This window comes from Aneurinibacillus sp. XH2, assembly GCF_001439585.2.
Taxonomy (GTDB): Bacteria; Bacillota; Bacilli; order Aneurinibacillales; family Aneurinibacillaceae; genus Aneurinibacillus; species Aneurinibacillus thermoaerophilus.
In genome coordinates this window covers 357503-378281 of record NZ_CP014140.1, presented here as the reverse complement: position 1 = coordinate 378281, position 20779 = coordinate 357503, and the positions used below count along the sequence as shown (strand labels likewise).

The following is a 20779-nucleotide window of genomic DNA, read 5'->3' as shown; positions in this document are numbered from 1 at the left end:
AGAGAAGCTAGTAAAAAATGCATCTATTCACTTGTTAGACATATCTGCAATATACTGCATTAATATAGACGAATATTCATAGAGAAAAGTTGCGCAAAATCTAATGTATTTTTTGGTTTGCTACTTTCTCTTTGAAATATTCATCCTCTGTCATTTGACTTACATCTTATTAGACGATGAAACCTAAAAAAAGTTGCACCTGCCGAAAAAAATTTTTTTCGGCAGGTACAAAAACCTATCGTTTTTTCATGAACTGATTCTGTCTTAAGATTCGGTTCTCTCTTCTCTCAGCAAAGAAACACTAACCCCAAACAAAATCCAGAAAATAAACCCTGTCCCGATAACCGAGTCATTGAACATAGCCTGTACAAGGTACGCACACCATCCGGCAAACAAGCTGGCGAGAATCGCCTGCCGTTCTGTCTGAATTCGTCTTTTAAAAAGGAGCACATGCTGCCAGGCATGACGCACAATAAGAACGAGAAATGCCAGCAACATGATTACCCCTGAACCAAATGCCAGCCCAATGTACATGTTATGCGGCTTATCCACAATCGTGTTCGGATCATTGATTCCCGAATTTTTATACGGATCGTCCTGCGGAAAGTAATACGCTAACGTATCCATTCCATAGCCAAGGAACGGGTTTGCCTGAATAAGTTCCAGTGTTTTGGACCATATATAGACACGCCCCGTTCCCGCTGCCCAGCCCTGCGGCGGTAAGTTGAATTCGTCGTCTGCATTTCCAGACTCGGTTGCCGCACTAGCAACATGCACAGAAAACGGGGAATGCTTTTGTACAAAATCTTTCCATCCAATTGCTTCGCCTGCGCTGTTCTTCCCTTCCATTGCCCCGCTGGAAGTTCCAAAGAAAAAGCCTAAACTCTCCTTCCATACTAGCGAATTATGGCTATTCATAGCAAAGAAAACTAACGGGAACGCAATGAGTATAACTAATGCTGGTAAAAGCGCGGCTTTTTTGTTTCGTCTTAGTAAAACCATTACAAAAATAAGCGGCAATAGCACAACGAACGTAACAAAGCCACTGGTTGACAACGAACTAAGCAAAAGAGCAAACGCAACAACGGCACAAATAATATCCAATGCCTTCTTCTTTCCTTGGCCAGAAAGCAAGGCTTTTGTCAAAAACAGTACAACAAGCATACCGGCAATCCCGCTAACATAGTTAGGATTGTTAATGGTACTGCTCACGAATCCGTTTAATGATTCTTTCGATAATCCGGCCGGAAGCAGAATCCCCTGGAAAAAGGCATTATTCAGTATATCGTAACCATAAAAATACGCGAGACCAAGCCCGGCATTGATGAATAAAAGCGGGTACAGCGCATAAATAAGAAGATCCATTTTCTTTTCTGTATACAAAATATTAGCGGCAATAAAGAAAAGAATAAAATAGCCAAGGTACGTCAGCGTTCCCTCATGTCGGTTGTACTGTCCAAACATCGCAAGCGTTTTATACTCCGCAAATACACCGGATAACAGGACAAACACAAACATGATAAGAAGCGGAAAATTTATATAGCTTGGTTGAATCTGATACCCTTTGGCCAACATCTTGTATACAAAAACACAAATAGCAAATGCAACTACAAGCATAAGCCAGATAAATTTGTAATATGTAAAAATATCCGCCTTCATCCCCGTATCAAGTGACGTACCTGTAATCACAGGAGAGAAGAAGGGAAAAATGGCGGCTCTTGTTAGCAATGGAATAACAGCAAGCGCAAACAGTAACCCCCAGATTAAGACTCGATCCGCGCTTTTCTGTCCTTCCATATTCAGCATTTGATCAATATTCATTCCCTGTTTTGTGCTCACTTTATTTCCCCTCCTTCGTTATTTATATTTCGTCGCCATCTCTCTCAGCATGGCGTCTGCCTGTGCGGATAACTGTGGATTCGTATTTACTTTCTTCGCTTCTTCTAAATATCTTTTTGCCTTTTGATAGTTTTGCTTCTTATATAGTACCTCTCCATACTGAACAAGATATTTCTGATTCCTCACTAAAAATGGCCTTTGCTTCCGCGCCTGAATAAAATATTTTTCCGCCTCATCATATTTACCCTGACCGGCAAAACTGGAAGCGTATCGCCATTGCAATATGTAGCTGTCTGAATGTGTGGCAAGCAACGGTTTTAGTACTTTCTCCGCTTCGGCAAATTGGTTTTGCTGCAAATGTTTTTGCGCCTGCATATATGCTTGCGCATCCGCTTGATACACTTTATCCTGGTTTCCTCCCATGACTATGGCAGTGATGATACCGATAAGTGTCAACCCAAGTAAGCTATATACAATATTATTTCGCGTTCGTCCTGAGACCTTTTCTTCCATTGCACTTCCTCCATTTCTCCTTTTGCCCTTTACTCGTTTCGACAAATCTTGCTAATCATCCTGCCTATCCAACAAAAAACTCACTGGCTTATCTTTTTCCACATAGAAGACAAACGGCCGCTTTGTGGCACGTCGGTTGAAAAGAAAACGACAAAAAAACAGGGAGCTTCCCTGTAAAAATGCCTAGCTTCTTCTTTTGCCCACGATTTTTTCTTGTCCCACGGCTATTTCAAGATTCAATTTCTTGATTAAATCTTGTTCATAAAGCTGTTGATTATGGTTTACCCCGCTCGATTGTTCCCACTGAAAAACGACCCGCAATGTCTGCAACAAAATTTTAATATCAAGCGCCAGCGAATAGTTACGTACATACATTAAATCAAACCGTAACTTATCCTCTACCGTCGTACTATACTTTGCCATCACCTGCGCCAGGCCGGTAATGCCAGGCTTCACAGACATTCTATATGTGTAATCGGGTAAATTCTCCTTAAATTGATTGATAAAAAAAGCACGTTCCGGCCGGGGCCCAACCAGACTCATATCCCCTTTCAATACATTAAAAAGCTGTGGAATCTCATCCAGCCTTGTGGCCCGGATAAACTTCCCTAACGGCGTAATGCGCGGATCGTCATCCGTCGCCAGGGTCGGGCCTGTCTTCTGCTCCGCATTATGTACCATACTTCTAAACTTGTAAATCATATATTCTTTGCCGTTCCGGCCGATTCGTTCCTGCTTGAAAATCGCCGGCCCTTTCGATGTAAGCGGAACGAGAATAAACAGGACAAGCATGATAGGGCTTAACAATACGATTAAAACCGCGGACACCACGATATCAAATGCACGCTTCAAAAACAATTGTGCAGCGGTTAATCCCGGAGGCTGTACGGACAATACCAACATGTCGTCAATTTGCTGGGGTTCGGCATCAAGAATAAAGAGTTCAAACAGTTCCGGTACAAGCAACACTTCCTTACCATAACGGGAACAATAACTCAAAATATCAGCCTGCTGTTCCCGGCTAAGCGATGGGCTAAGCAATACGACATCCACTTCTTGTATAAGGTTCATCATCCGCTTCCATTCACTTACCGGTACAAAGTTATGAATAATGAACCACCCGGACGTGTGCTGCATAAATTTTCGAGCAAACTGAAGGCCCTGCTCCAAATTTTCGTCAATAATCAATACTTTCCTGCGTCCATACCGCTGCTTAGCTATCCACCAAATAAATGAACGCACTAAAGTAAAAAGGATAACCTGAATGATAAACGAAAGTACGATAATGCTTCGTGGAAAAGAAAATCCCCGGTACCAAAAGGTAAGCGCCATCGTAAACAAACTCAACATCCCAATGGAAAGAACAATGGTGTAAATGAGATGATATAGACTTTTCCTTCTCCAATTGGAATACAAGTCAAACATGTAAAAAATAATAAGCGCTACAAAAGACAAGAAAGGCCAGATAGTTATATAAGAAGACCAGTTATACATAGGTATAACTTCACCAAACTTTAAACGGAAGGCCAAAATAATTCCTACATTTACTAGAAATAAATCAAAAATAGAAAACAAAACTTTATAAAATTTGACTACTGAATTTCTGCTCATACCGTTGCCATCCCCAAAAAATAAGATTTCTCAATAAAAACCTCCATTCATTAACAATATACCTGACAAAATGCTACATGTGGAGGAAATTTTTTCACGATTTATTCCGCATACGTAGATAATATCTTCCATATTTGTTCACTAGAACGTTTCCATGAAAATTGTTTGCATCTTATTTTTCCTTTTTTCTCAAGCTCTTCACGCAGTTTCTTTTCCTCTATCACCCTTTCGATCCCTTCTGCTATTGACTTTACTTCATAAGGATTTACATATATAGCCGCATCCCCTGCAACTTCCGGCATCGACGTCGTATTCGATGTAACCACCGATGTTCCCGTAGCCATCGCTTCCAAAATCGGAATCCCAAAACCTTCATATAAAGAAGGATAAATAAAAGATAAGGCTCCCGCGTAAATGGCCGGTAAATCCTGGCCCTCCACATACCCCGTAATAATCGTTCTTTCCGGCAGTTTTCCAAGCTCTTTATTTGCGGCAAACGCCAAATTTCGACTTCCCACAATAACCAGTGATACATGCTTATATTTCGTATTTATTATTTTCCAGGCTTTAAAAATACGCTCAAAATTTTTGCGAGGCGAAATGGACGATACACTTAAAATATAATCCCCATGCAATCCATATTTCTGTCGAACACGTCGAATTTGTTTAGGAGACACTTGGAAAAAGTGATTTTCTATGCCACAATTAACAACACTTACTTTTTCCGGTGACACATTTAATATTTCTATTATTCTACTTCTGGAATATTCCGAGACCGTCAAGATATGTTCTACTCTTCGAGTAAGCTTAGGCAACAACCAGCGGTACCAAGCCGCAAATTTCGAACTATACCATTCCGGGTGTTCAAGATGGGCAATATCATGGAGCGTTACAACTTGCTTAGATACTAATAAAGGCCCCGCCCCCGCTGGCGACCAAAGCAGAGCATTCCGCGGCATTCTGCCCGGAAGTACAATCTGCTCCCAAAAATGACCTGCTTCTCCGGAAAAGCTCTTGCCCGGCTGTATGATATGAACTCTATCCCGTAAATGATTAGTAATCTCCCAAGCATACCGTTGTACTCCGGTAACAACTTGATTCATGAAACGAGCATTTACATAAATATCTCCCATTATGTTGTTCCACCTTCCAGGAGTTCCTGGTACAACGTATATACACTTTGTACCATTTTCTCTCGTGTGAAATGCTCATAAACCCTTTCTTTCCCTCGTTCACCATATTGCTTTCGAACAGATTCATTTTCAATTAAGAAAGTAAGAGCTTGTGTCAAGGATTTTATATCTTTTGGTGGTACTACAATTCCTGTTTTTCCATCCTGATTTACAAATGGCACACCTGTAGTTAAATTTGTGCTTACTATAGGCTTTCCGCACGCCATGGCTTCAAGTTGGACAATCCCAAAAGCCTCACTTCGCTCTACAGAAGGTAAAACGAAAATGTCACAAGCATGCAGATATGTCACTAATTGCTCTTTGCTTGCCCCTCCCAAGAAGTTTATTTTTTCCGTAATTCCTAGTTCCTCAGCTCTTTTTTGTAATAACGGTTTTAAAGGCCCTTCGCCAACAAGAAAAAGGGAGGCATTTATCTCTGTCATCGCCTCAATTAAATATTCGACACCCTTGTAATAAACAAGACGTCCTACAAACAAAATAATAGGCTTTATAGCCACCTCTTCTCTTACCTTTTTCACATTCTCAAAAAGCTTGTCTGTTTTTTCCCATTCTTTAACATCAATTCCAAGCGGAATTACCCGACATTTATCTTTATGCTCTTTTAAGTATGGAGAGGCCTCAACCATATTCGGTGAAGTCGCAATGATTGTGTCCACTTTTTCAAGAAATCTCTTTAGAAAAGGGTGATAAAGCTTCAAAAAACGCTTTTGCCTAACGATATCACTATGCCATGTTACGACTGTTTTCGCCGGTATATTTGCTATCTTGTCTACAAGCAAATAAGACAACTCTCCTAACGGAAAAGGAAAGTGAAAATGTATAATATCGGTCTTAATTTTTTTAAGCCAAAGCGGAAACGTAGGAGCTACCGGCATGGAAAAGTAAGTGCCAATACTCGGAACCCTATGTATCTTTGCCTTATGTTCGATTTCCTGTACATATTTCCATTCAGTATTAGCAACAAGCACCTCCATTTCCGCAAGTGAACACATTCCTTCTACCAAATCATATACAACTTTTTCAACCCCTCCAATGACCGGGGGATAAAATTTATTTACTTGTAATATTTTCATATATAACTCCTGTTTTTTTACTTTCTTCTTACAATAAGCTCCGATAGACAGTAACCGTTTCGGAAGCGGCTTTTTTCCAGCTAAACATCCGGGCTTGTCGTCTGCCCGCTTCTTCGTATTCTCTTCTTTTCGCCTCATTTGTCAATAGCTCACCAATACTATCGATAAATTCTTCCGGTTTCTCCAGTGATACCAATCTCCCCGCTTCTCCTACAATTTCAGGAAGAGAAGATACATTAGAAGCAATAACGGCTACCCCACATTGCATGGCTTCCAATACGGGAATACCAAATCCTTCGTATCGTGATGGAAACAGGAACACATCCGCATTCTCATACAGAACAGGTAAGTCCATATCTTCCACATAACCAGTAAAAATTACATCGTTATGCAACCGATATTTTTCAAACGTCTTATATACTTTTTCGTACTTCCACCCTTTCGCCCCAGCAATCACAAGCTTATGAGGAAATTTATATTTTTGTTTAGCAAGAGCATATCCTTCCAGCATAAATGGGATGTTCTTTCTTGGCTCAATTGTCCCTACATACAACGCGTATTTTTCCGGTAAATTATATTTCGCTTGTACTTCTTCCTTTAAAGGCCTGTCCTCTTTTTTAATCTGGTCGTCTGCCGCCAAATAAATGACGCTGATTTTTTCGTCAGGTACATCATAATAGCGAATAATATCCTCTTTAGTATGCTGTGATACAGCAATAATATGGTCTGCCTTTTTTATTGAATAAGGGAGCCATAAGGAGTGATGGCGATACGTCTGCTCACTGGCCACCTCTGGAAACTGAAGAAAAGCTAAGTCATGAATGGTAAGTACATTTTTTGCCTTTCTGGTTTGATAAGTAATAAAATTACCTCCATGAAAAATATCGAACGATTCCCCTAAGTCGACAGGCAAGTCATGCAAAAAGTTAGGCTTCATTAAACGCCGAATCACCTTATAGAAATACCGGGAATTTCTGATCTTAGTCGACGGAACATCTAACATTTGCAATAATTTTACATTGAACTGTTGATTAAACCAATAAAACAAATCAATATCCTGATTCTCCTGCAGGCTGGCCGTTAGTCTCTCTACATAACGCCCAATGCCGGTGCGTCGTCCTAATAAAGGCTGTGACTCAAATAAAACCTTTATGATAATCCCTCCTAAAAAAACAGGCCCTTGAAGATTATCTCCCAAAGGGCCTCAGAGAATATCAGCGAATAACTTTTACTATGCAATCCTTGCAACAGTCTAGCGTTTCTTCCCATGTCATACACAGGCGAATAATATCTTCCTCGATCAATTCACTGCCTGTTTGTACTTCGACAAACTGTAAATCGGTAATAGCACGAATGGCATGTTTAGCACCCACAGGAATCTGCAAGACGTCTCCCGGTTTTACATGATATAATTGATCGTTTAAAACAAATTGTCCTTCACCGGAAATAATCGTCCATACTTCACTCCGCTTATGATGAATTTGGTAACTTAAGTTTTTCCCGGCATGAACCCCGATGCGTTTCGTTAAAACTTCATTTCCATTCTCTACTTTCGTATGATCCAGTACACGGTACCATCCCCAGCGCCGCTCTTCATACATTGGGCGCTGATTAAAGTTTTTCATAATATCTTTGATTCGGGGACTGGCTTCTTTATCCGTAACAAGAATACCGTCCGGGCTGGCTGCAATCACCGCATTAGATATTCCTAGAATGGTAACTGGAATATCGAGTTCGTTAATCAGATGCGTGTTTTCACACCCCTCGCTAATGATACCTTTTCCCAGAAGATTCGTATTCATCTCTTCGGTTAGTGTATTCCATGTTCCAAGGTCTTTCCATTCGCCTTCGTATGGAAGCATAATAATATTTTGAGCCTTTTCTACCACTTCGTAATCAAAGCTGATCTTAGGCAACTGGTTATATGTATGAAGCATTTCTTCATAATCAGTTGGTAATTTTTTTTCTTTTAAAAGAGAAATAAGGTATCCCAACTTAAATGCGAAAATTCCGCAGTTCCAGAATGCTTGCTGCTTCATAAGTTCTTGCGCACGGCTTGTACTTGGCTTTTCAACGAAATAATCAACAGCTAATACATTCGCTACAACATCATGTTCACCTTTTTTGGGGACAATGTAGCCATATTTTTCAGAAGGGAAGGTTGGTTTTACCCCTATTAACGCTAACTCTGCAGATGATTGTACAAGTGCTGTTTCCAAATCTTTAACCCGATCAAAAAAACGCGATTCCACATATGGATCAACAGGAAGAACAGAAATCACATCATCCTCTCGTACTCCTTCCATGGAGTATAGATATGTGGCTGCTAAAGCGATTGCTGGGAATGTATCTCTACGTTCGGGTTCGATAATAAGAGGAACTTCAGTTCCTAATTGGGCATGCAGCATGTCTACTTGTGATTTGCTAGTGGCAACGTAAGAGTCTTCTGCTAAACCAACTGTATGAAGCTGGTTCCATACTCGTTGTACCATGGATTCAAATTCATTGTTATCATTTTTGAGTACTTTTAAGAATTGTTTAGATCGCGAATCGTTAGATAATGGCCATAATCGTTTACCCGAGCCACCGGAAAGTAAAATGAGTTTCATTTTATAGTGTCTCCTTACATTAAATATACTTCTATATAAGTTGAATTAAATAAATTCTTCTTCTATCCTGTGTTACAATAGAAGCAAACAAACTAGGAACGGGATAGGAGAAATAGACATGAATATTCATCCAACAGAACTGCAAACTGTACAACAAGCGATGAAACAGACAAAAGACAAGCGAATGTATGAACGCTACCAAGCCATCTCTTTATTTCTGCAGGGATACAAATATGAGCAAATCAGTGCCATCATTGGCCGGAATAAAAAAACGGTGGGCACATATGTCAAAGCCTACCGGGAACAAGGCTTAGAGGGGCTCGTGCGCTTGTTCGCCAAGTAACCGTTTAAGTTGTTCGTTTTCTTTCACAACTTCTTCGGCATCTAGGACAGGAACCGTAGAGAAGTCGATGTCTCCATGTTTTCCGCTTTCCAGCTCTCGCTTCCAGTGCCCCACCATGTTAGCAGATAACTCATAACGGCGGGCAACGGCTGCTAAATTACCGGTCTCTTTCGCTTCTTTCACCACTTGTTTTTTGAAATCAATCGAATACTTTCTTCTTGTCATTGATGTCTTCCCCCTCTGTCACTATAAGTGTAATCAAAATACACCCTTAGTGTCCAACTTCTCTAGGGGGCTAAAAAGGCAGAAAACCTTCAAGACCTATCAGCCACAAGCCTCAACATGAAAATCAAAGTTTTTCACAGAAAAAATAAAAGACATGCGCTTCTAAACGACTATACTCTCAATTGCTCGTATAAATTTATCTATAATGGTTGACCATCTATAATACTTATCTACATACCCTTTCCCATTTTTCCCTAATTTATTACATAAATGCTCGTGTTGAAGCAATAGATTTACACATGTTTTAAACTCTTCATAACTCTTGTAATATAAGCCAGCATTCCCACGTTCACAATGCCCTTTTAAAACTTCGCATTCTTCATTAACTAGAACTGGCCTATTTAAAGATAGGCTCTCCAAAACAACCATAGATAAACTTTCGTACTTTGAAGGCATGATTAAAAACTTAGCTCCAGCAATTCCACTAAATTTCTCCTCCTCCGAAACAAATCCTAAGGGTATAATGTCTTCACATTTCGGAATATGTATAACCGATTTTCCCATTAACACAAGCTTTAAATCATTTCTTGTTTCTTCTTTGTAACGCATAAAATAATCAAAGAGTTCTTTACAACCTTTTGATTCATCAATCCTCCCAACATAAATAACATAAGGATCTACAATTTTAAATTGTTCTTTAAATTGTTGCTGAGAAAGAATTTTTTGTGGAACATCCACACCTACTCCGGCAACATCGAATGGAAGGTATGAATTACGAAAAAGCTTATGAACAAATTCTTGTTCCTCAACTGTAAGAAATATATTGTAGCGTGGTAAGTGGAATATAGGTCGAAAAATAGAAAAATATATATATGGCTCGTCATGCGCTGTCGGCACAAAAATACTCTTTTCTGGAACTAATTGTATACCATGAAATGTAGTAAAGTATAAATATGTAAAAAATATAAAAACATCATATTGATTACTATATTTTTTTATATACTCTATCATTTCAAAAGAAACTGGTCCTTGCTGTCTCATCCACTCTAACTCTTCATATACAGTTCTCTTATCGTTATTTAGTATTTCATAAGTTATGGAACCAAACCTATCCATATTCCTTATTTGATTAGTAGAAAACCTTCGAACAAAAACACCATTTATTTCTTCTATATCATGCTCGTAATAATCAGCCCAAGTTGTATAATCAATAGCTTTTGTAGTTAATACTTCTACCTCATAATATTTAGATAAGCGTTCTGCAATCATCCTACAACTAGCTTCCGAACCACCATTAACTTCCAATCCATACCTCTGTACTACAAAAGCAATCCGTCGCTTCATAGCAACTCCTCCACTATTAACTTCCAAGAAGCACCTCTTGTATGCGTTCTCTAAATATATTTTCTGTATTCTTTTTAGAAAAAAACTCTAAACGTTTCTTTTGATTTATAATCATTCTTTCTTTAATCTTAGGTGTGCTTAATACGATATGCATTAACTCTGCAATCTCTTTATATTGCTTTTCTAATACAAGAATCCCGCCATTCCCTAATGTTTCACCTATTGCACTACTCTTGTAGGCTATAATAGGAATTTCAAAATGCATCGCTTCAACTAACGGCACGCAAAACCCTTCATGCTCACTCATACATAAAAAAAGATCCGCGTTTGTATAATAAGCCAATATCTCTTCAAACGAAATATGTCCTGTTATATACACATCTTCTAACTGCAACTCTTTAACAAGCTCCATAAGCTCATTATAGTACCTCTCCATCCCACTATAAGAACCTACCAAAAACAAGCGAGAATCTTCATTAATATATTTTTTATAATAATAAAACACTTTGATAATATCTTCTTGTTTTTTATTAGGGGCTATACGACCAACAAATAAAATATTAGTTATATGCTTTTCTGCTTTGAATTTTTCCATCAGCTTTTGACTTGGATTTCTTTTATAATCTTCGAAGTTTATAATAATTGGTGTTACATGTGTATTTTTATAGCCCAATTCCTCTAACTCTAATCGATTATATTCAGAATCAGCCCAAGCATAATCAATATATGGTACTAAAAACTTTAATTGTCTTCTACCTTCTATACAAAGCTCCTGAATTTCTTTATAATCTCTAAAAAAAACATCAGGAGTGATATTATGATAAATAAGAATTTTTTTTCCCTTAAAATTAGGCAGTTTATATGCAAATGGATAACCAATCGCCATATGATAAATCAAAGAACAATCCTTTGGGCAACTACTTATAGGCAAAGCAACCTCTTGCATTGCAGGATGAATTGATTCGGCATAAATCTTGGAATCAAAACCCATTTCATTTAACAAATTCATTATATTTAAGACGCTATTACTAACCGCATCTCCGGGACTGATAGAAGGTAATAGTTGATTAATTATCAATGAATATTTACTTCCTTCCTACAACATAATAATCTTGATTACCAAAAATTATCTCATTCCAGACTTGCAAAACCTGATTAAATTTATCTAGTGAATTTGACTTAACACCCTCTAATTCCAAGTATGGAAGTTGTGTACTTTCATGATTTGGAGAAAAATAATGTATCTCAACATCAAAGAAACCTGCTGATTCTAAAACAAACTTTGAGGTATATGGATGAACTGGCTTTACATGGGTAGGATCCATATAAAAGCTCTGTGCAAAAATTGATAGACTACGTGGATTTGGTGTCTCCGCAATAAAGTAGCCCATTGGTTTTAACTTCCTATAAGAGATATTTACAAGTGAGATAAATTGTTCGGTTGTTAAATGTTCAATAACTTGTCCTAAGAAAATACCATCTACCGAACGATCAGGAACAGAATTTAAATAGGAAAACAAATCACTTTTAACTATCGGAAAACCACGATCCTTGCAATATGCTACCATGTCTTCATCTATATCTACACAAGTAACTTTTATTCCCTTAGAAAGCAAAAGTTCTGTGAATTCTCCACGCCCACATCCAAGGTCTAAAACATACTGTCCCTCAGAAAAATACTTTAGATACTTCTTTTGTCTATTTATAATCTCTTCTCGAGAACCTCTGTAATATTCTTCAAATAAATAGTAGTCAAATTCTGTGTCCGTTTCCTTAATTTTTTCTTCTAAAGAAACTACGTCTATATTCTCATTTGAAGTTAAAACTTTACTTTCTTTATTTTTCAACATTCTCTCAATCCGACGCAATCTCTCTGTTTGTACTCTTATTGTATGATAAATAGGTTGTATAGTGTTTTTCTGTTCTTCATCAAAAAGTTTTAGTCTCTGTTTCAGCTTTTGTTCTAACTTTTGTTCTAGCTTTTGTTCTAACTTTTGTTCTAGCTTTTGTTCTAACTTTTGTTCTAGCTTTTGTTCTAGCTTTTGTTCTAGCTTTTGTTCTAACTTTTGTTCTAGCTTTTGTTCTAGCTTTTGTTCTAGCTTTTGTTCTAACTTTTGTTCTAGCTTTTGTTCTAACTTTTGTTCTAGCTTTTGTTCTAGCTTTTGTTCTAGCTTTTGTTCTAACTTTTGTTCTAGCTTTTGTTCTAGACTTTCATTATAATCTGTTATTTGCTTAACTTGTTCAATAAGAGGATTAAGAGTACGAACAACATTTGCATTGAAATTTATTTGCTTTTTTACACCCGGATTCACATACCAGTGAATTAGCTTACGAATTAACCTCTTACAAAATACGATTAACCGACCAATAACTTTACGGTTCGATTTGATAGGATAATCTAATGAATAATCCCAGGTTTTTTGTAATAAATGTTGCTCTATTTCTAACTCGGTTAGATAATTTTGACCGTTAACTACTACTTTTTCCGGGATTTCTCGTACATCTCCTCTTGCCAAAACGTTCTCTTTAATTTGTCTCATTATGTCTTTTACATCAATTTCAGCATCATCAAATTCGATTTTCATTAAACCATTACTCCTTTACTAAACTCTACTGTAGCTTTTAAATAACACACACCTACAAACGGAGCCTCGTCACCCGGAACAACCTGTAATAAAGCAGCATGATCCCACCATTCGTAGTTCTTCGCTGTATGTGTATGCCCCTCGTGTGCTGCTACAGTTAAACTATAATTTCCTATACCAAAATTAGCAGGAATTTTAAATATAACAGAAAATTTTTCACCGATTTGTAAACTTTCTATATTCTTTTTTAAGTAGTAAGTATTCGTCCCGAACACTTCGTTCCCTAACCTATCTTTAAACATAAATCCAACAGTTGGACAATCAATTTTTTTCATACATTTCAAATCAATTTTTATCTCTATTTCTTCCCCTACTTGGACAGCATTCACCTTACGATTGCCAGAAAACAACTCAACTTTTTCAATTTTAATATCACCGTTACCAGATCTAGTATCTACTTTTCCATCTTTACCTATGCTCTGCTTAATATTATAATCTGCTTCACGCTTGGCAATAATTGCATTATAATAATCCAGTACCTCTTCAGGTGTCCCTTCTTTAATCATTATCCCCTGATCTAAAAGAATTGCTCGATCGCAAAGATTTTTGACGGCACCAGGATCATGTGAAACAAATAAAATTGTCGTTCCCTCACTACGAAACTTTTTTATTCTATCAAAGCATTTATGTTGAAAATAGGCATCTCCTACAGATAAAGCCTCATCAACAATTAAAACATCTGGTCTTATAGCGGTCGCTACCGAAAAAGCTAAACGAACAGCCATACCGCTTGAATATGTTCTCAACGGCTGATGAATATAATCTCCAATTTCAGCAAATCTTTCAATTTCAGGAAGCAATCTTGTAATCTCTTCATTTGATAAACCCATTAATTGTCCAGACATATATACATTTTGTATGCCTGTAAAATCAGGATGAAAGCCCATGCCTAACTCAAGTAAAGCTGCCACCCTTCCATTAACTTTAAATTCTCCTTCCGAAGGCTGTGTTGTACCTGTTAAAATCTTTAACAATGTACTTTTCCCAGCACCATTATGTCCTATAATGCCAACGGATTCCCCTTCTAAAACATTAAAAGATAACCCCTTTAAAACAAATTTTTCCTCATGTTTTTTACGACCAGTTATCCACTCAAACAGTCTATGCCATTTTCTAGCATATTTTTTATACTTTTTCCCTAGGTTCTTAACCTCAATTCTAGACATTAAATCTCGTCCACCATTTCTTTTTCCAGCTTTTTAAAAGTCACATACCCTAATAACATCATAATTAAAGCACCTAAAAACGGAATGAATAGCTCATTCCATTGTGGCCATTTTTGATAAACAAAAATAGTTTGAAATGACTTAACTATTGGATACATAATATTTAATTCAAAAATAGATTTAAATTTCTCAGGAACAGCTTTGATAGGATAGACAATAGGCGTTAACCAGAACCAGAATTGCAAAAACACGCCAAACGCATGCCCTATATCTCTAAAGAATACATTTATTGTTCCAAGGAACATCCCTATTCCTACAGCAAACATTTGCTGCAATAACAAAAGAGGAAAAACACCAAGAAAATACCAACCTGGGAACTGGCCTGTTATTAACAAAAACACAATAAACAAACCAAAAATAATACTGAAGTTAATCGTCGAAGATATCACCACATAAATAGGTAATGAAGTTCGCGGAAAGCTCACTTTCTTCAATAAGTTCCCCTGTTCTAAAAATACATTTTGAAAACGTTGTAATGTTTCAATAAAATAATTCCATGGCAGTAGTCCTGCACACATATAAATACTATACGCCAATGAGTTATCAATCTCAGGGAGTTTAGCTCTCATTACTTGAGAAAAAATGATTGTATATACTACAATGATTGCTAAAGGATTAAGAATAGCCCACAGTGAACCCAGTATTGAATTAAGATACCTAGATTGAAAATCGCGAGCTGCTAACCCCCAAATAAATCCTCTGTATCTCCAAATTGCCTTTAAAATAATTTAACACCTCTCTTATGCTTGACGGTAACTTTGTAAAATCTCGAATAAAGACTTTTCAAGAGGAATTCTTGGTTTCCACCCTGTAGAATCCTTCAATCTTTTATTAGAACCTATAAGAGTTGGAACCTCAGAAGGTCTTAATTGTAACGGATTTAACTCAGTATCAATTTTCACATTAGCCATAGCTAGTAATAAGTCAAGAACATCTTGAATCCTTGTGCCAATTCCAGAACATACATTATATACGTCACCTGTTTTTCCATATTGAGATAATAACCAATATGCTTGCACAATATCGCGTACATCGGTAAAATCACGAACAGCCTCTAGATTTCCAACTTTTATAATTGGTTCCTGCTTTTCCATCTCAATATCAACAATCTGTTTAGCAAAATCCTGCGTAACAAAACCTAAACTTTGACCCGGGCCAATATGATTAAATGTTCTCGTATGAATAATATCCATCCCATATGCTTTGACATATTGTCTAGCAAGCATCCCAACAGAAGCTTTACTTACACCATAAGGACTCATAGGACGTAATTGGTTCTCTTCCGATACAGGTGATTCTTCTGGTAATATCATTCCATACTCTTCAGAAGATCCTATGGTCAGTATACGACAATCTAGATTACTGTCGCGAACTGCATCCAATACATGCAAAGTACCAAATACATTTGTAGAAAATGTCCCCTTTTTATTAAGCCAAGAGTCCTTAACAGAACTCTTGGCTGCAAGATGAAAAATATAGTCTGGCTTAATATCAGAGATTACCTTTTTAACCCTTTGAGAATCCATAATATCTAATGATATCATTTCAACGTTAGGTAATTTTGCTTCATTATTTCTAGATGTCCCAAAAACTTCTACATTTTGCTCAGTTAGATGGTTAGCTAAATATTTGCCTACGAAGCCTGCAACTCCAGTGATTAGGGCTCTCATTATTAATACACCTTCATTATTTATTTTAACTGTTTACGGATTAAATCCATATCATTATCCACCATCATTGTTACTAATTGTTCAAAAGATGTTTTACGTGGATTCCATCCTAGTTTGTTAATTGCTTTACTAGCATCTCCCAACAATACATCTACCTCGGCAGCCCGGAAGAATTTTGGATCAACAACTACGTAATCCTCATAATTCAGCCCTACATGTCCAAAAGCAATCTCACAGAATTCACGAACGGAATGCATTTCTCCTGTCGCAATCACATAATCATCTGCTTTTTCTTGCTGTAACATCAACCACATACATTCAACATAGTCTTTTGCAAAGCCCCAATCACGCTGTGCATCCAAGTTCCCAAGACGAAGTTCTTTTTGTAAACCGTGTTTAATTCTCGCTACCCCGTCTGTAATTTTACGTGTAACGAATTCTATACCACGTCTCGGAGATTCGTGATTAAATAAAATCCCTGAACATGCGAACATATCAAAACTCTCGCGGTAATTCACAGTAATCCAGTGTCCGTATACTTTTGCTACACCATATGGGCTACGCGGATAAAATGGAGTCGTTTCTTTTTGTGGCATTTCAACAACTTTTCCAAACATTTCACTAGAAGATGCTTGATAAAACTTAGCATCTGGTTTTTCCATTCGCAATGCCTCTAAAATATTTGTAACTCCCAGCGCCGTTACTTGACCAGTTAAAATAGACTGTTCCCATGATGTTGCTACAAAAGATTGCGCTCCTAAGTTATATACTTCATCCGGTTGAATCTTTTTTATAATTGCCACTAGCGAAGATAAATCTGTCAGATCACCGGAAACTAGTGTGATTTTATCTTTTAAATGCTCGATATTAACCATAATAGGAGTACTAGTGCGACGAATTAAACCGTACACTTCATATCCTTTTTCTAATAGTAGTTCTGCTAAATAAGAGCCATCTTGTCCTGTAATTCCTGTAATTAAAGCTTTTTTCATAATTTTGCTCCTCCAAAAAAATCTACATAATCTTTCAAAATAAAAACTATCCATATTTATAAATTGTTTATTTTAATTGATTCCACACTACTAACGCATTCTCTTCTTCAAACTTCCCTTTTAACTTTTCAAACCCTTGCCTATTTAATATCAATATCCGAATCTTCCTACGAATTAACTCTTCCGCTTTCTCTACTAACACCTGTAAATACCCCTTATCAACTCCGCCTACAATCACCAAATCAATAATCCCGGAGTCAATCCCTTTTGCGTAATCACCAGTAATAAGTGCAAGCTCCACATTTCCAAGTTTACGCAATACCTCTTCAATTAACTGATCAATGCCTATGTATTTCTTTACAATATTATGTAAGTCCTCAAATAGCGCGTGACCACGGTTGGCGCGGTACACTTTCGTCCGGCCTTCGCTTTCTGCCTCCAGCAAGCCCGCTTCTGTCAGCCGGTTCAGTTCCACGCGCACCGCGTTGGTCGACTCGCCGAACTCTTCCGCCAGCGAACGCAAATAGCCGCGCGCTTCTGCGTTCAAAAAAAACTTCAGCAAAAGTTTGATCCGCGTTTTCGACGTAATTAAATAGTCCAGCAATTTCTTCACTCCGGAACATCCTGCAAAAATCAGCAGGAAAGTAAATCATTTCCGAGTAATAATTTTACTCGTCATTTTATTAGACGTCAACCGCAGCGGTTTGTTGCGGTCAAAAAATTTTTTCGCTTTGTTTATTTGAACTGTATGCCCTGAATAAACGCGCATTTCACATCGAATCATAGAAAAGACTCGCGGATGAAAGCCGCGAGTCTTTCTTCATTTAATTTACCTTCTCTATTTCGTACACTTCATTATTCAGCAGGTAAATCGCTACGTTGTCACCTTTACGCAGACCGCGCAACAGCGATTGCAGGTTGACCTGACGGTTAAACAGGCTGTCCGGCAGGTAGTAGCTTTGCTTCGCGGTATAGATTCGGTCGCCCAGCGGATCAAGCGAATTAAAGGTAGTCTCGACTTTCGTCAGTACAACGATACTTTTCGCGCCATTGGTTGCCTCTGCCACCTGTACACGATCACCCGGTTTCAAAACGTTGATATTCGTATATTGGCGGTCGCCAATCTGAATCGTTGTTCCATATGCGGCAGTCACTTCGCTGGTCACGCCGTTCAAGTCACGCACCACAATCCGGCCCATTTCCGGAGACACAGATACAACTTGTCCATATACGTTCGGCACAATCGCAATTTCTTTGAGATCATCACCCAAATATGTGGCCCGTAGCACATCGCCCTTCTTCACATCAGACACTCTCGGGTACGGGATACCCGGAATGGAGAAGGTCACGCGGCTATCGATGATGACATCATGCGATCTTCCATTTTCATCCTGTACGGTGAGGCGATTCGAGTATGTGCCCCCATTTTCTGTAACACGGTAAACGAACGAGCGTTCCACTTCAATATCCGTAATCTTGTTTCCATTCATCTTCATCGCGATCTTGTCGCCAATCCGCAGATCGCGCAGATCCTCACCGCGCACATCGTAAATCGTAATATCTACCTTCGGATCAACTACGTATACTTTCGTTTCGCCTGTTGCCAGCTTCACTGTCAACAACTTATCATCCGTATTTACGCGTACCACTTCGGCCCGGACGCGGTTATCGGCGTTAATATAGATAATTTTGTTGTCTTCGTTCAGCTGAATCGAAACGTTCATATCCTTATCCAGTGCATCCAGCTCTTTTTTCGATGAACCGTTAATCAAAATCTCCGCGTTGGAAACGACCTCGTACGCCTTGAGTTCACCGTTGGTGGTCTTCAGCGAAAGAATACGGTTCTTTTTATCCAGAGCAAAGATGCTGCCGGACAATAAGTCTTTATTGTTGTAGACGGTACGATTCTTCACAGCCAGTGACGTAATCATATCCTTCTGTACTTTAAATTCCACTTTGTCGCCGACTTTCACGTCCGCCAGCGTAGGCGCAAGCGCACCGTTTAGCGTAATAATGGCGTTCTGTGCAACCGTATATGCCTGAATCTTTCCATCTTCACCTTGCAGAGTTACGAATCGATCCTTATCGCTGATCGCCTTAACCGTTCCAACGTCTCCCCCATTTGTTTTGCCGGCTTCCGCTTCGACAACAACCTTGCTGACGATGCCGTTCGTCAGCTCCAGCTTAACCTCATCGCCCGGAAGTAAATCTTCGATGCTCGGGAACCGCTTGCCTTTGTATTCGACATACGTAATATCACTGTACTGGTACGTCTCCAGTTTTCCGCTGGACGCTTTAATCGTCAGCAATTTGTTTTGCTTGTCGACATCATAGACACTGCCTTGCAAGCTTTGTGCCTTGCTTAAGCCCGTACGGAACAATTCAGAAACCTGTCCATCCGTGTTCAATCTGAATTCTACCTCATCGCCGTTCACAAAATCGGAAAGCTTAAGCCTGTCCATTCCTGCTCCGATTACCGCATCCTTGGCGATCGTATAAGTTTGCAATTTTCCATCAGCCAGGCGCAATACAACCGTGTTGGCTTCTATAAACACTTTTTCCAGTACCGCTTTGTCATATTTCGACTTTTGTTTAAAGTTGATGACTTCCACGTATCGAGCCTGTCCATTTTCACTAATAACGAGCAATTGACTGTCCGTTCCCAGATTAGCGGATGTTGTCTTTACATTTCCGTTATAAAACTGGGTGTCGCTTGTAATGGTATAGCGGTACTGTTCCTTGCCTGACTCATCGGTCAGCGTTAACGTATTGCCGCTTACGCTTTGCAGATAACCGATGCGGGTGTTAGCCGATTCAATCTTAAGGAAACGTTCTCCCTTGCTGAGCATGGTGACCATTTCCGCGCGCGTTACGGCACGGTTCGGCTTGAAAGCCGTTCCTGCTCCTTCTTTGTATCCGGAGATTAAGTCATTCGCAACAGCTACATCTACATACCCCTTCGCCCAATCCGGAATGCTTGATCCGTCGGTAAACAAGGTGGAAGATGCTTTGCCTACTTCCGACTCCTTGTCAATCATGCGAACCATAAGCTGTGCGACCCAGGCGCGCGAAGCAGGCATATCTGGATAAAAGTTTTTCTCCGTTGGCTTAATCAGACCTTTGGAAATCGCCAGCGCAACGGAACCTTTTGCCCAGTCCGGCACACTGTACGGAATCGCCGTACTCTCGTATTTTTTCGCTTCTTCCGTAAGTCCCATATTTCGGACAACCATCGCCAGCGCCTGCAATTGCGTTACACTTTCGTCCGGTCTAAACGTTCCGTCGTTATATCCGGCCACCACATCGCGAAGCCCCATCTTCAAAATATACTGGCTGGCCCAGTGATTGGCAGACACATCTTTAAACTGGCCGGATGCAGCATTCGACGCGGCATCAGCCACAGCAGGTAGAAGTCCGTTTACGCTAAGCAGTCCGGCAAGCGTAAACGGAACGATAGTACGTGTAATACGCTTCATGTCTCACGGTCACTCCTCTT

Annotated in this window: 18 protein-coding genes; 1 reads left to right on the top strand and 17 read right to left on the bottom strand. The window is 38.9% G+C overall.

The window, feature by feature from the left end:
- Positions 1 to 264: 264 nt before the first annotated feature.
- From ACH33_RS01855 to ACH33_RS01825, 7 genes are all read right to left on the bottom strand, one after another.
- A complete protein-coding gene (locus ACH33_RS01855) occupies positions 265 to 1839 on the bottom strand; it encodes an O-antigen ligase family protein (RefSeq protein ID WP_057897474.1) in 1575 nt (524 codons plus the stop codon).
- An 18-nt stretch (positions 1840 to 1857) separates the two neighbouring features.
- Complete coding sequence (locus ACH33_RS01850) at positions 1858 to 2352, bottom strand: tetratricopeptide repeat protein (RefSeq protein ID WP_057897473.1); 495 nt, start codon at positions 2350 to 2352, stop codon at positions 1858 to 1860.
- Between the two features lie 183 nt (positions 2353 to 2535).
- Entirely contained in the window at positions 2536 to 3963 is a 1428-nt protein-coding gene (locus ACH33_RS01845) for a sugar transferase (RefSeq protein ID WP_057897472.1), read from the bottom strand.
- Positions 3964 to 4064: 101 nt separating this feature from the next.
- A complete protein-coding gene (locus ACH33_RS01840; protein ID WP_057897471.1) occupies positions 4065 to 5096 on the bottom strand; it encodes a glycosyltransferase family 4 protein in 1032 nt (343 codons plus the stop codon).
- Entirely contained in the window at positions 5096 to 6229 is a 1134-nt protein-coding gene (locus ACH33_RS01835; RefSeq protein ID WP_057897470.1) for a glycosyltransferase family 4 protein, read from the bottom strand. Before ACH33_RS01835 ends, ACH33_RS01840 begins: the two co-directional genes overlap by 1 nt.
- 28 nt (positions 6230 to 6257) lie before the next feature.
- Positions 6258 to 7427 (bottom strand): glycosyltransferase family 4 protein, encoded by a 1170-nt coding sequence (locus ACH33_RS01830; RefSeq protein ID WP_057897469.1) that lies wholly within the window; start codon positions 7425 to 7427, stop codon positions 6258 to 6260.
- Positions 7428 to 7443: 16 nt separating this feature from the next.
- Positions 7444 to 8838, bottom strand: a complete 1395-nt coding sequence (locus ACH33_RS01825) for a sugar phosphate nucleotidyltransferase (RefSeq protein ID WP_057897468.1) — start codon at positions 8836 to 8838, stop codon at positions 7444 to 7446.
- A gap of 118 nt (positions 8839 to 8956) precedes the next feature.
- On the opposite strand from ACH33_RS01825, the gene ACH33_RS01820 reads away from it, so the two are divergent.
- Positions 8957 to 9181 (top strand): helix-turn-helix domain-containing protein, encoded by a 225-nt coding sequence (locus ACH33_RS01820; protein ID WP_057897467.1) that lies wholly within the window; start codon positions 8957 to 8959, stop codon positions 9179 to 9181.
- On the opposite strand, the gene ACH33_RS01815 is transcribed toward ACH33_RS01820, so the two are convergent.
- The 10 genes from ACH33_RS01815 to ACH33_RS01770 all read right to left on the bottom strand — a co-directional run bounded on the left by ACH33_RS01815 (position 9149) and on the right by ACH33_RS01770 (position 20759).
- Positions 9149 to 9406 carry a transposase gene (locus ACH33_RS01815; protein WP_057897466.1) on the bottom strand — a complete coding sequence of 86 codons (258 nt, stop codon included), beginning with the start codon at positions 9404 to 9406 and terminating at the stop codon, positions 9149 to 9151. The genes ACH33_RS01820 and ACH33_RS01815 overlap by 33 nt on opposite strands.
- Before the next feature lie 162 nt (positions 9407 to 9568).
- Entirely contained in the window at positions 9569 to 10750 is a 1182-nt protein-coding gene (locus ACH33_RS01810; RefSeq protein ID WP_057897465.1) for a glycosyltransferase family 4 protein, read from the bottom strand.
- A gap of 16 nt (positions 10751 to 10766) precedes the next feature.
- Entirely contained in the window at positions 10767 to 11828 is a 1062-nt protein-coding gene (locus tag ACH33_RS01805; protein WP_162264985.1) for a glycosyltransferase, read from the bottom strand.
- A 7-nt stretch (positions 11829 to 11835) separates the two neighbouring features.
- Positions 11836 to 13335: a class I SAM-dependent methyltransferase gene (locus tag ACH33_RS01800; RefSeq protein WP_057897463.1), complete on the bottom strand. Its 1500-nt coding sequence runs from the start codon at positions 13333 to 13335 to the stop codon at positions 11836 to 11838.
- The gene (locus ACH33_RS01795) at positions 13335 to 14561 is read right to left on the bottom strand and encodes an ABC transporter ATP-binding protein (protein WP_057897462.1); all 1227 of its coding nucleotides are present in this window, start codon (positions 14559 to 14561) and stop codon (positions 13335 to 13337) included. Before ACH33_RS01795 ends, ACH33_RS01800 begins: the two co-directional genes overlap by 1 nt.
- The gene (locus ACH33_RS01790) at positions 14561 to 15313 is read right to left on the bottom strand and encodes an ABC transporter permease (RefSeq protein WP_257721595.1); all 753 of its coding nucleotides are present in this window, start codon (positions 15311 to 15313) and stop codon (positions 14561 to 14563) included. Before ACH33_RS01790 ends, ACH33_RS01795 begins: the two co-directional genes overlap by 1 nt.
- A 48-nt stretch (positions 15314 to 15361) precedes the next feature.
- A complete protein-coding gene (locus ACH33_RS01785; protein ID WP_057897460.1) occupies positions 15362 to 16291 on the bottom strand; it encodes a GDP-mannose 4,6-dehydratase in 930 nt (309 codons plus the stop codon).
- Positions 16292 to 16311: 20 nt separating this feature from the next.
- Positions 16312 to 17283, bottom strand: coding sequence for a GDP-mannose 4,6-dehydratase (gmd, locus tag ACH33_RS01780; RefSeq protein WP_057897459.1), 972 nt, complete (start codon positions 17281 to 17283; stop codon positions 16312 to 16314).
- Between the two features lie 67 nt (positions 17284 to 17350).
- The gene (locus ACH33_RS01775) at positions 17351 to 17896 is read right to left on the bottom strand and encodes a helix-turn-helix domain-containing protein (protein ID WP_236781943.1); all 546 of its coding nucleotides are present in this window, start codon (positions 17894 to 17896) and stop codon (positions 17351 to 17353) included.
- A 211-nt stretch (positions 17897 to 18107) separates the two neighbouring features.
- On the bottom strand, positions 18108 to 20759 hold the full coding sequence (locus ACH33_RS01770; protein ID WP_057897458.1) for an S-layer homology domain-containing protein: 2652 nt from the start codon (positions 20757 to 20759) through the stop codon (positions 18108 to 18110).
- Positions 20760 to 20779: the final 20 nt, after the last annotated feature.

What these genes read in the sequence shown, in the direction of transcription:
- ACH33_RS01785 (WP_057897460.1), bottom strand. Translation starts at nt 16,291, where the DNA reads ATGAGAGCCCTAATCACTGGAGTTGCAGGCTTCGTAGGCAAATATTTA.
- ACH33_RS01800 (WP_057897463.1), bottom strand. Translation starts at nt 13,335, where the DNA reads ATGAAAATCGAATTTGATGATGCTGAAATTGATGTAAAAGACATAATG.
- ACH33_RS01820 (WP_057897467.1), top strand. Translation starts at nt 8,957, where the DNA reads ATGAATATTCATCCAACAGAACTGCAAACTGTACAACAAGCGATGAAA.
- ACH33_RS01825 (WP_057897468.1), bottom strand. Translation starts at nt 8,838, where the DNA reads ATGAAACTCATTTTACTTTCCGGTGGCTCGGGTAAACGATTATGGCCA.
- ACH33_RS01770 (WP_057897458.1), bottom strand. Translation starts at nt 20,759, where the DNA reads ATGAAGCGTATTACACGTACTATCGTTCCGTTTACGCTTGCCGGACTG.
- ACH33_RS01845 (WP_057897472.1), bottom strand. Translation starts at nt 3,963, where the DNA reads ATGAGCAGAAATTCAGTAGTCAAATTTTATAAAGTTTTGTTTTCTATT.
- gmd (WP_057897459.1), bottom strand. Translation starts at nt 17,283, where the DNA reads ATGAAAAAAGCTTTAATTACAGGAATTACAGGACAAGATGGCTCTTAT.
- ACH33_RS01815 (WP_057897466.1), bottom strand. Translation starts at nt 9,406, where the DNA reads ATGACAAGAAGAAAGTATTCGATTGATTTCAAAAAACAAGTGGTGAAA.
- ACH33_RS01850 (WP_057897473.1), bottom strand. Translation starts at nt 2,352, where the DNA reads ATGGAAGAAAAGGTCTCAGGACGAACGCGAAATAATATTGTATATAGC.
- ACH33_RS01810 (WP_057897465.1), bottom strand. Translation starts at nt 10,750, where the DNA reads ATGAAGCGACGGATTGCTTTTGTAGTACAGAGGTATGGATTGGAAGTT.
- ACH33_RS01835 (WP_057897470.1), bottom strand. Translation starts at nt 6,229, where the DNA reads ATGAAAATATTACAAGTAAATAAATTTTATCCCCCGGTCATTGGAGGG.
- ACH33_RS01795 (WP_057897462.1), bottom strand. Translation starts at nt 14,561, where the DNA reads ATGTCTAGAATTGAGGTTAAGAACCTAGGGAAAAAGTATAAAAAATAT.
- ACH33_RS01840 (WP_057897471.1), bottom strand. Translation starts at nt 5,096, where the DNA reads ATGGGAGATATTTATGTAAATGCTCGTTTCATGAATCAAGTTGTTACC.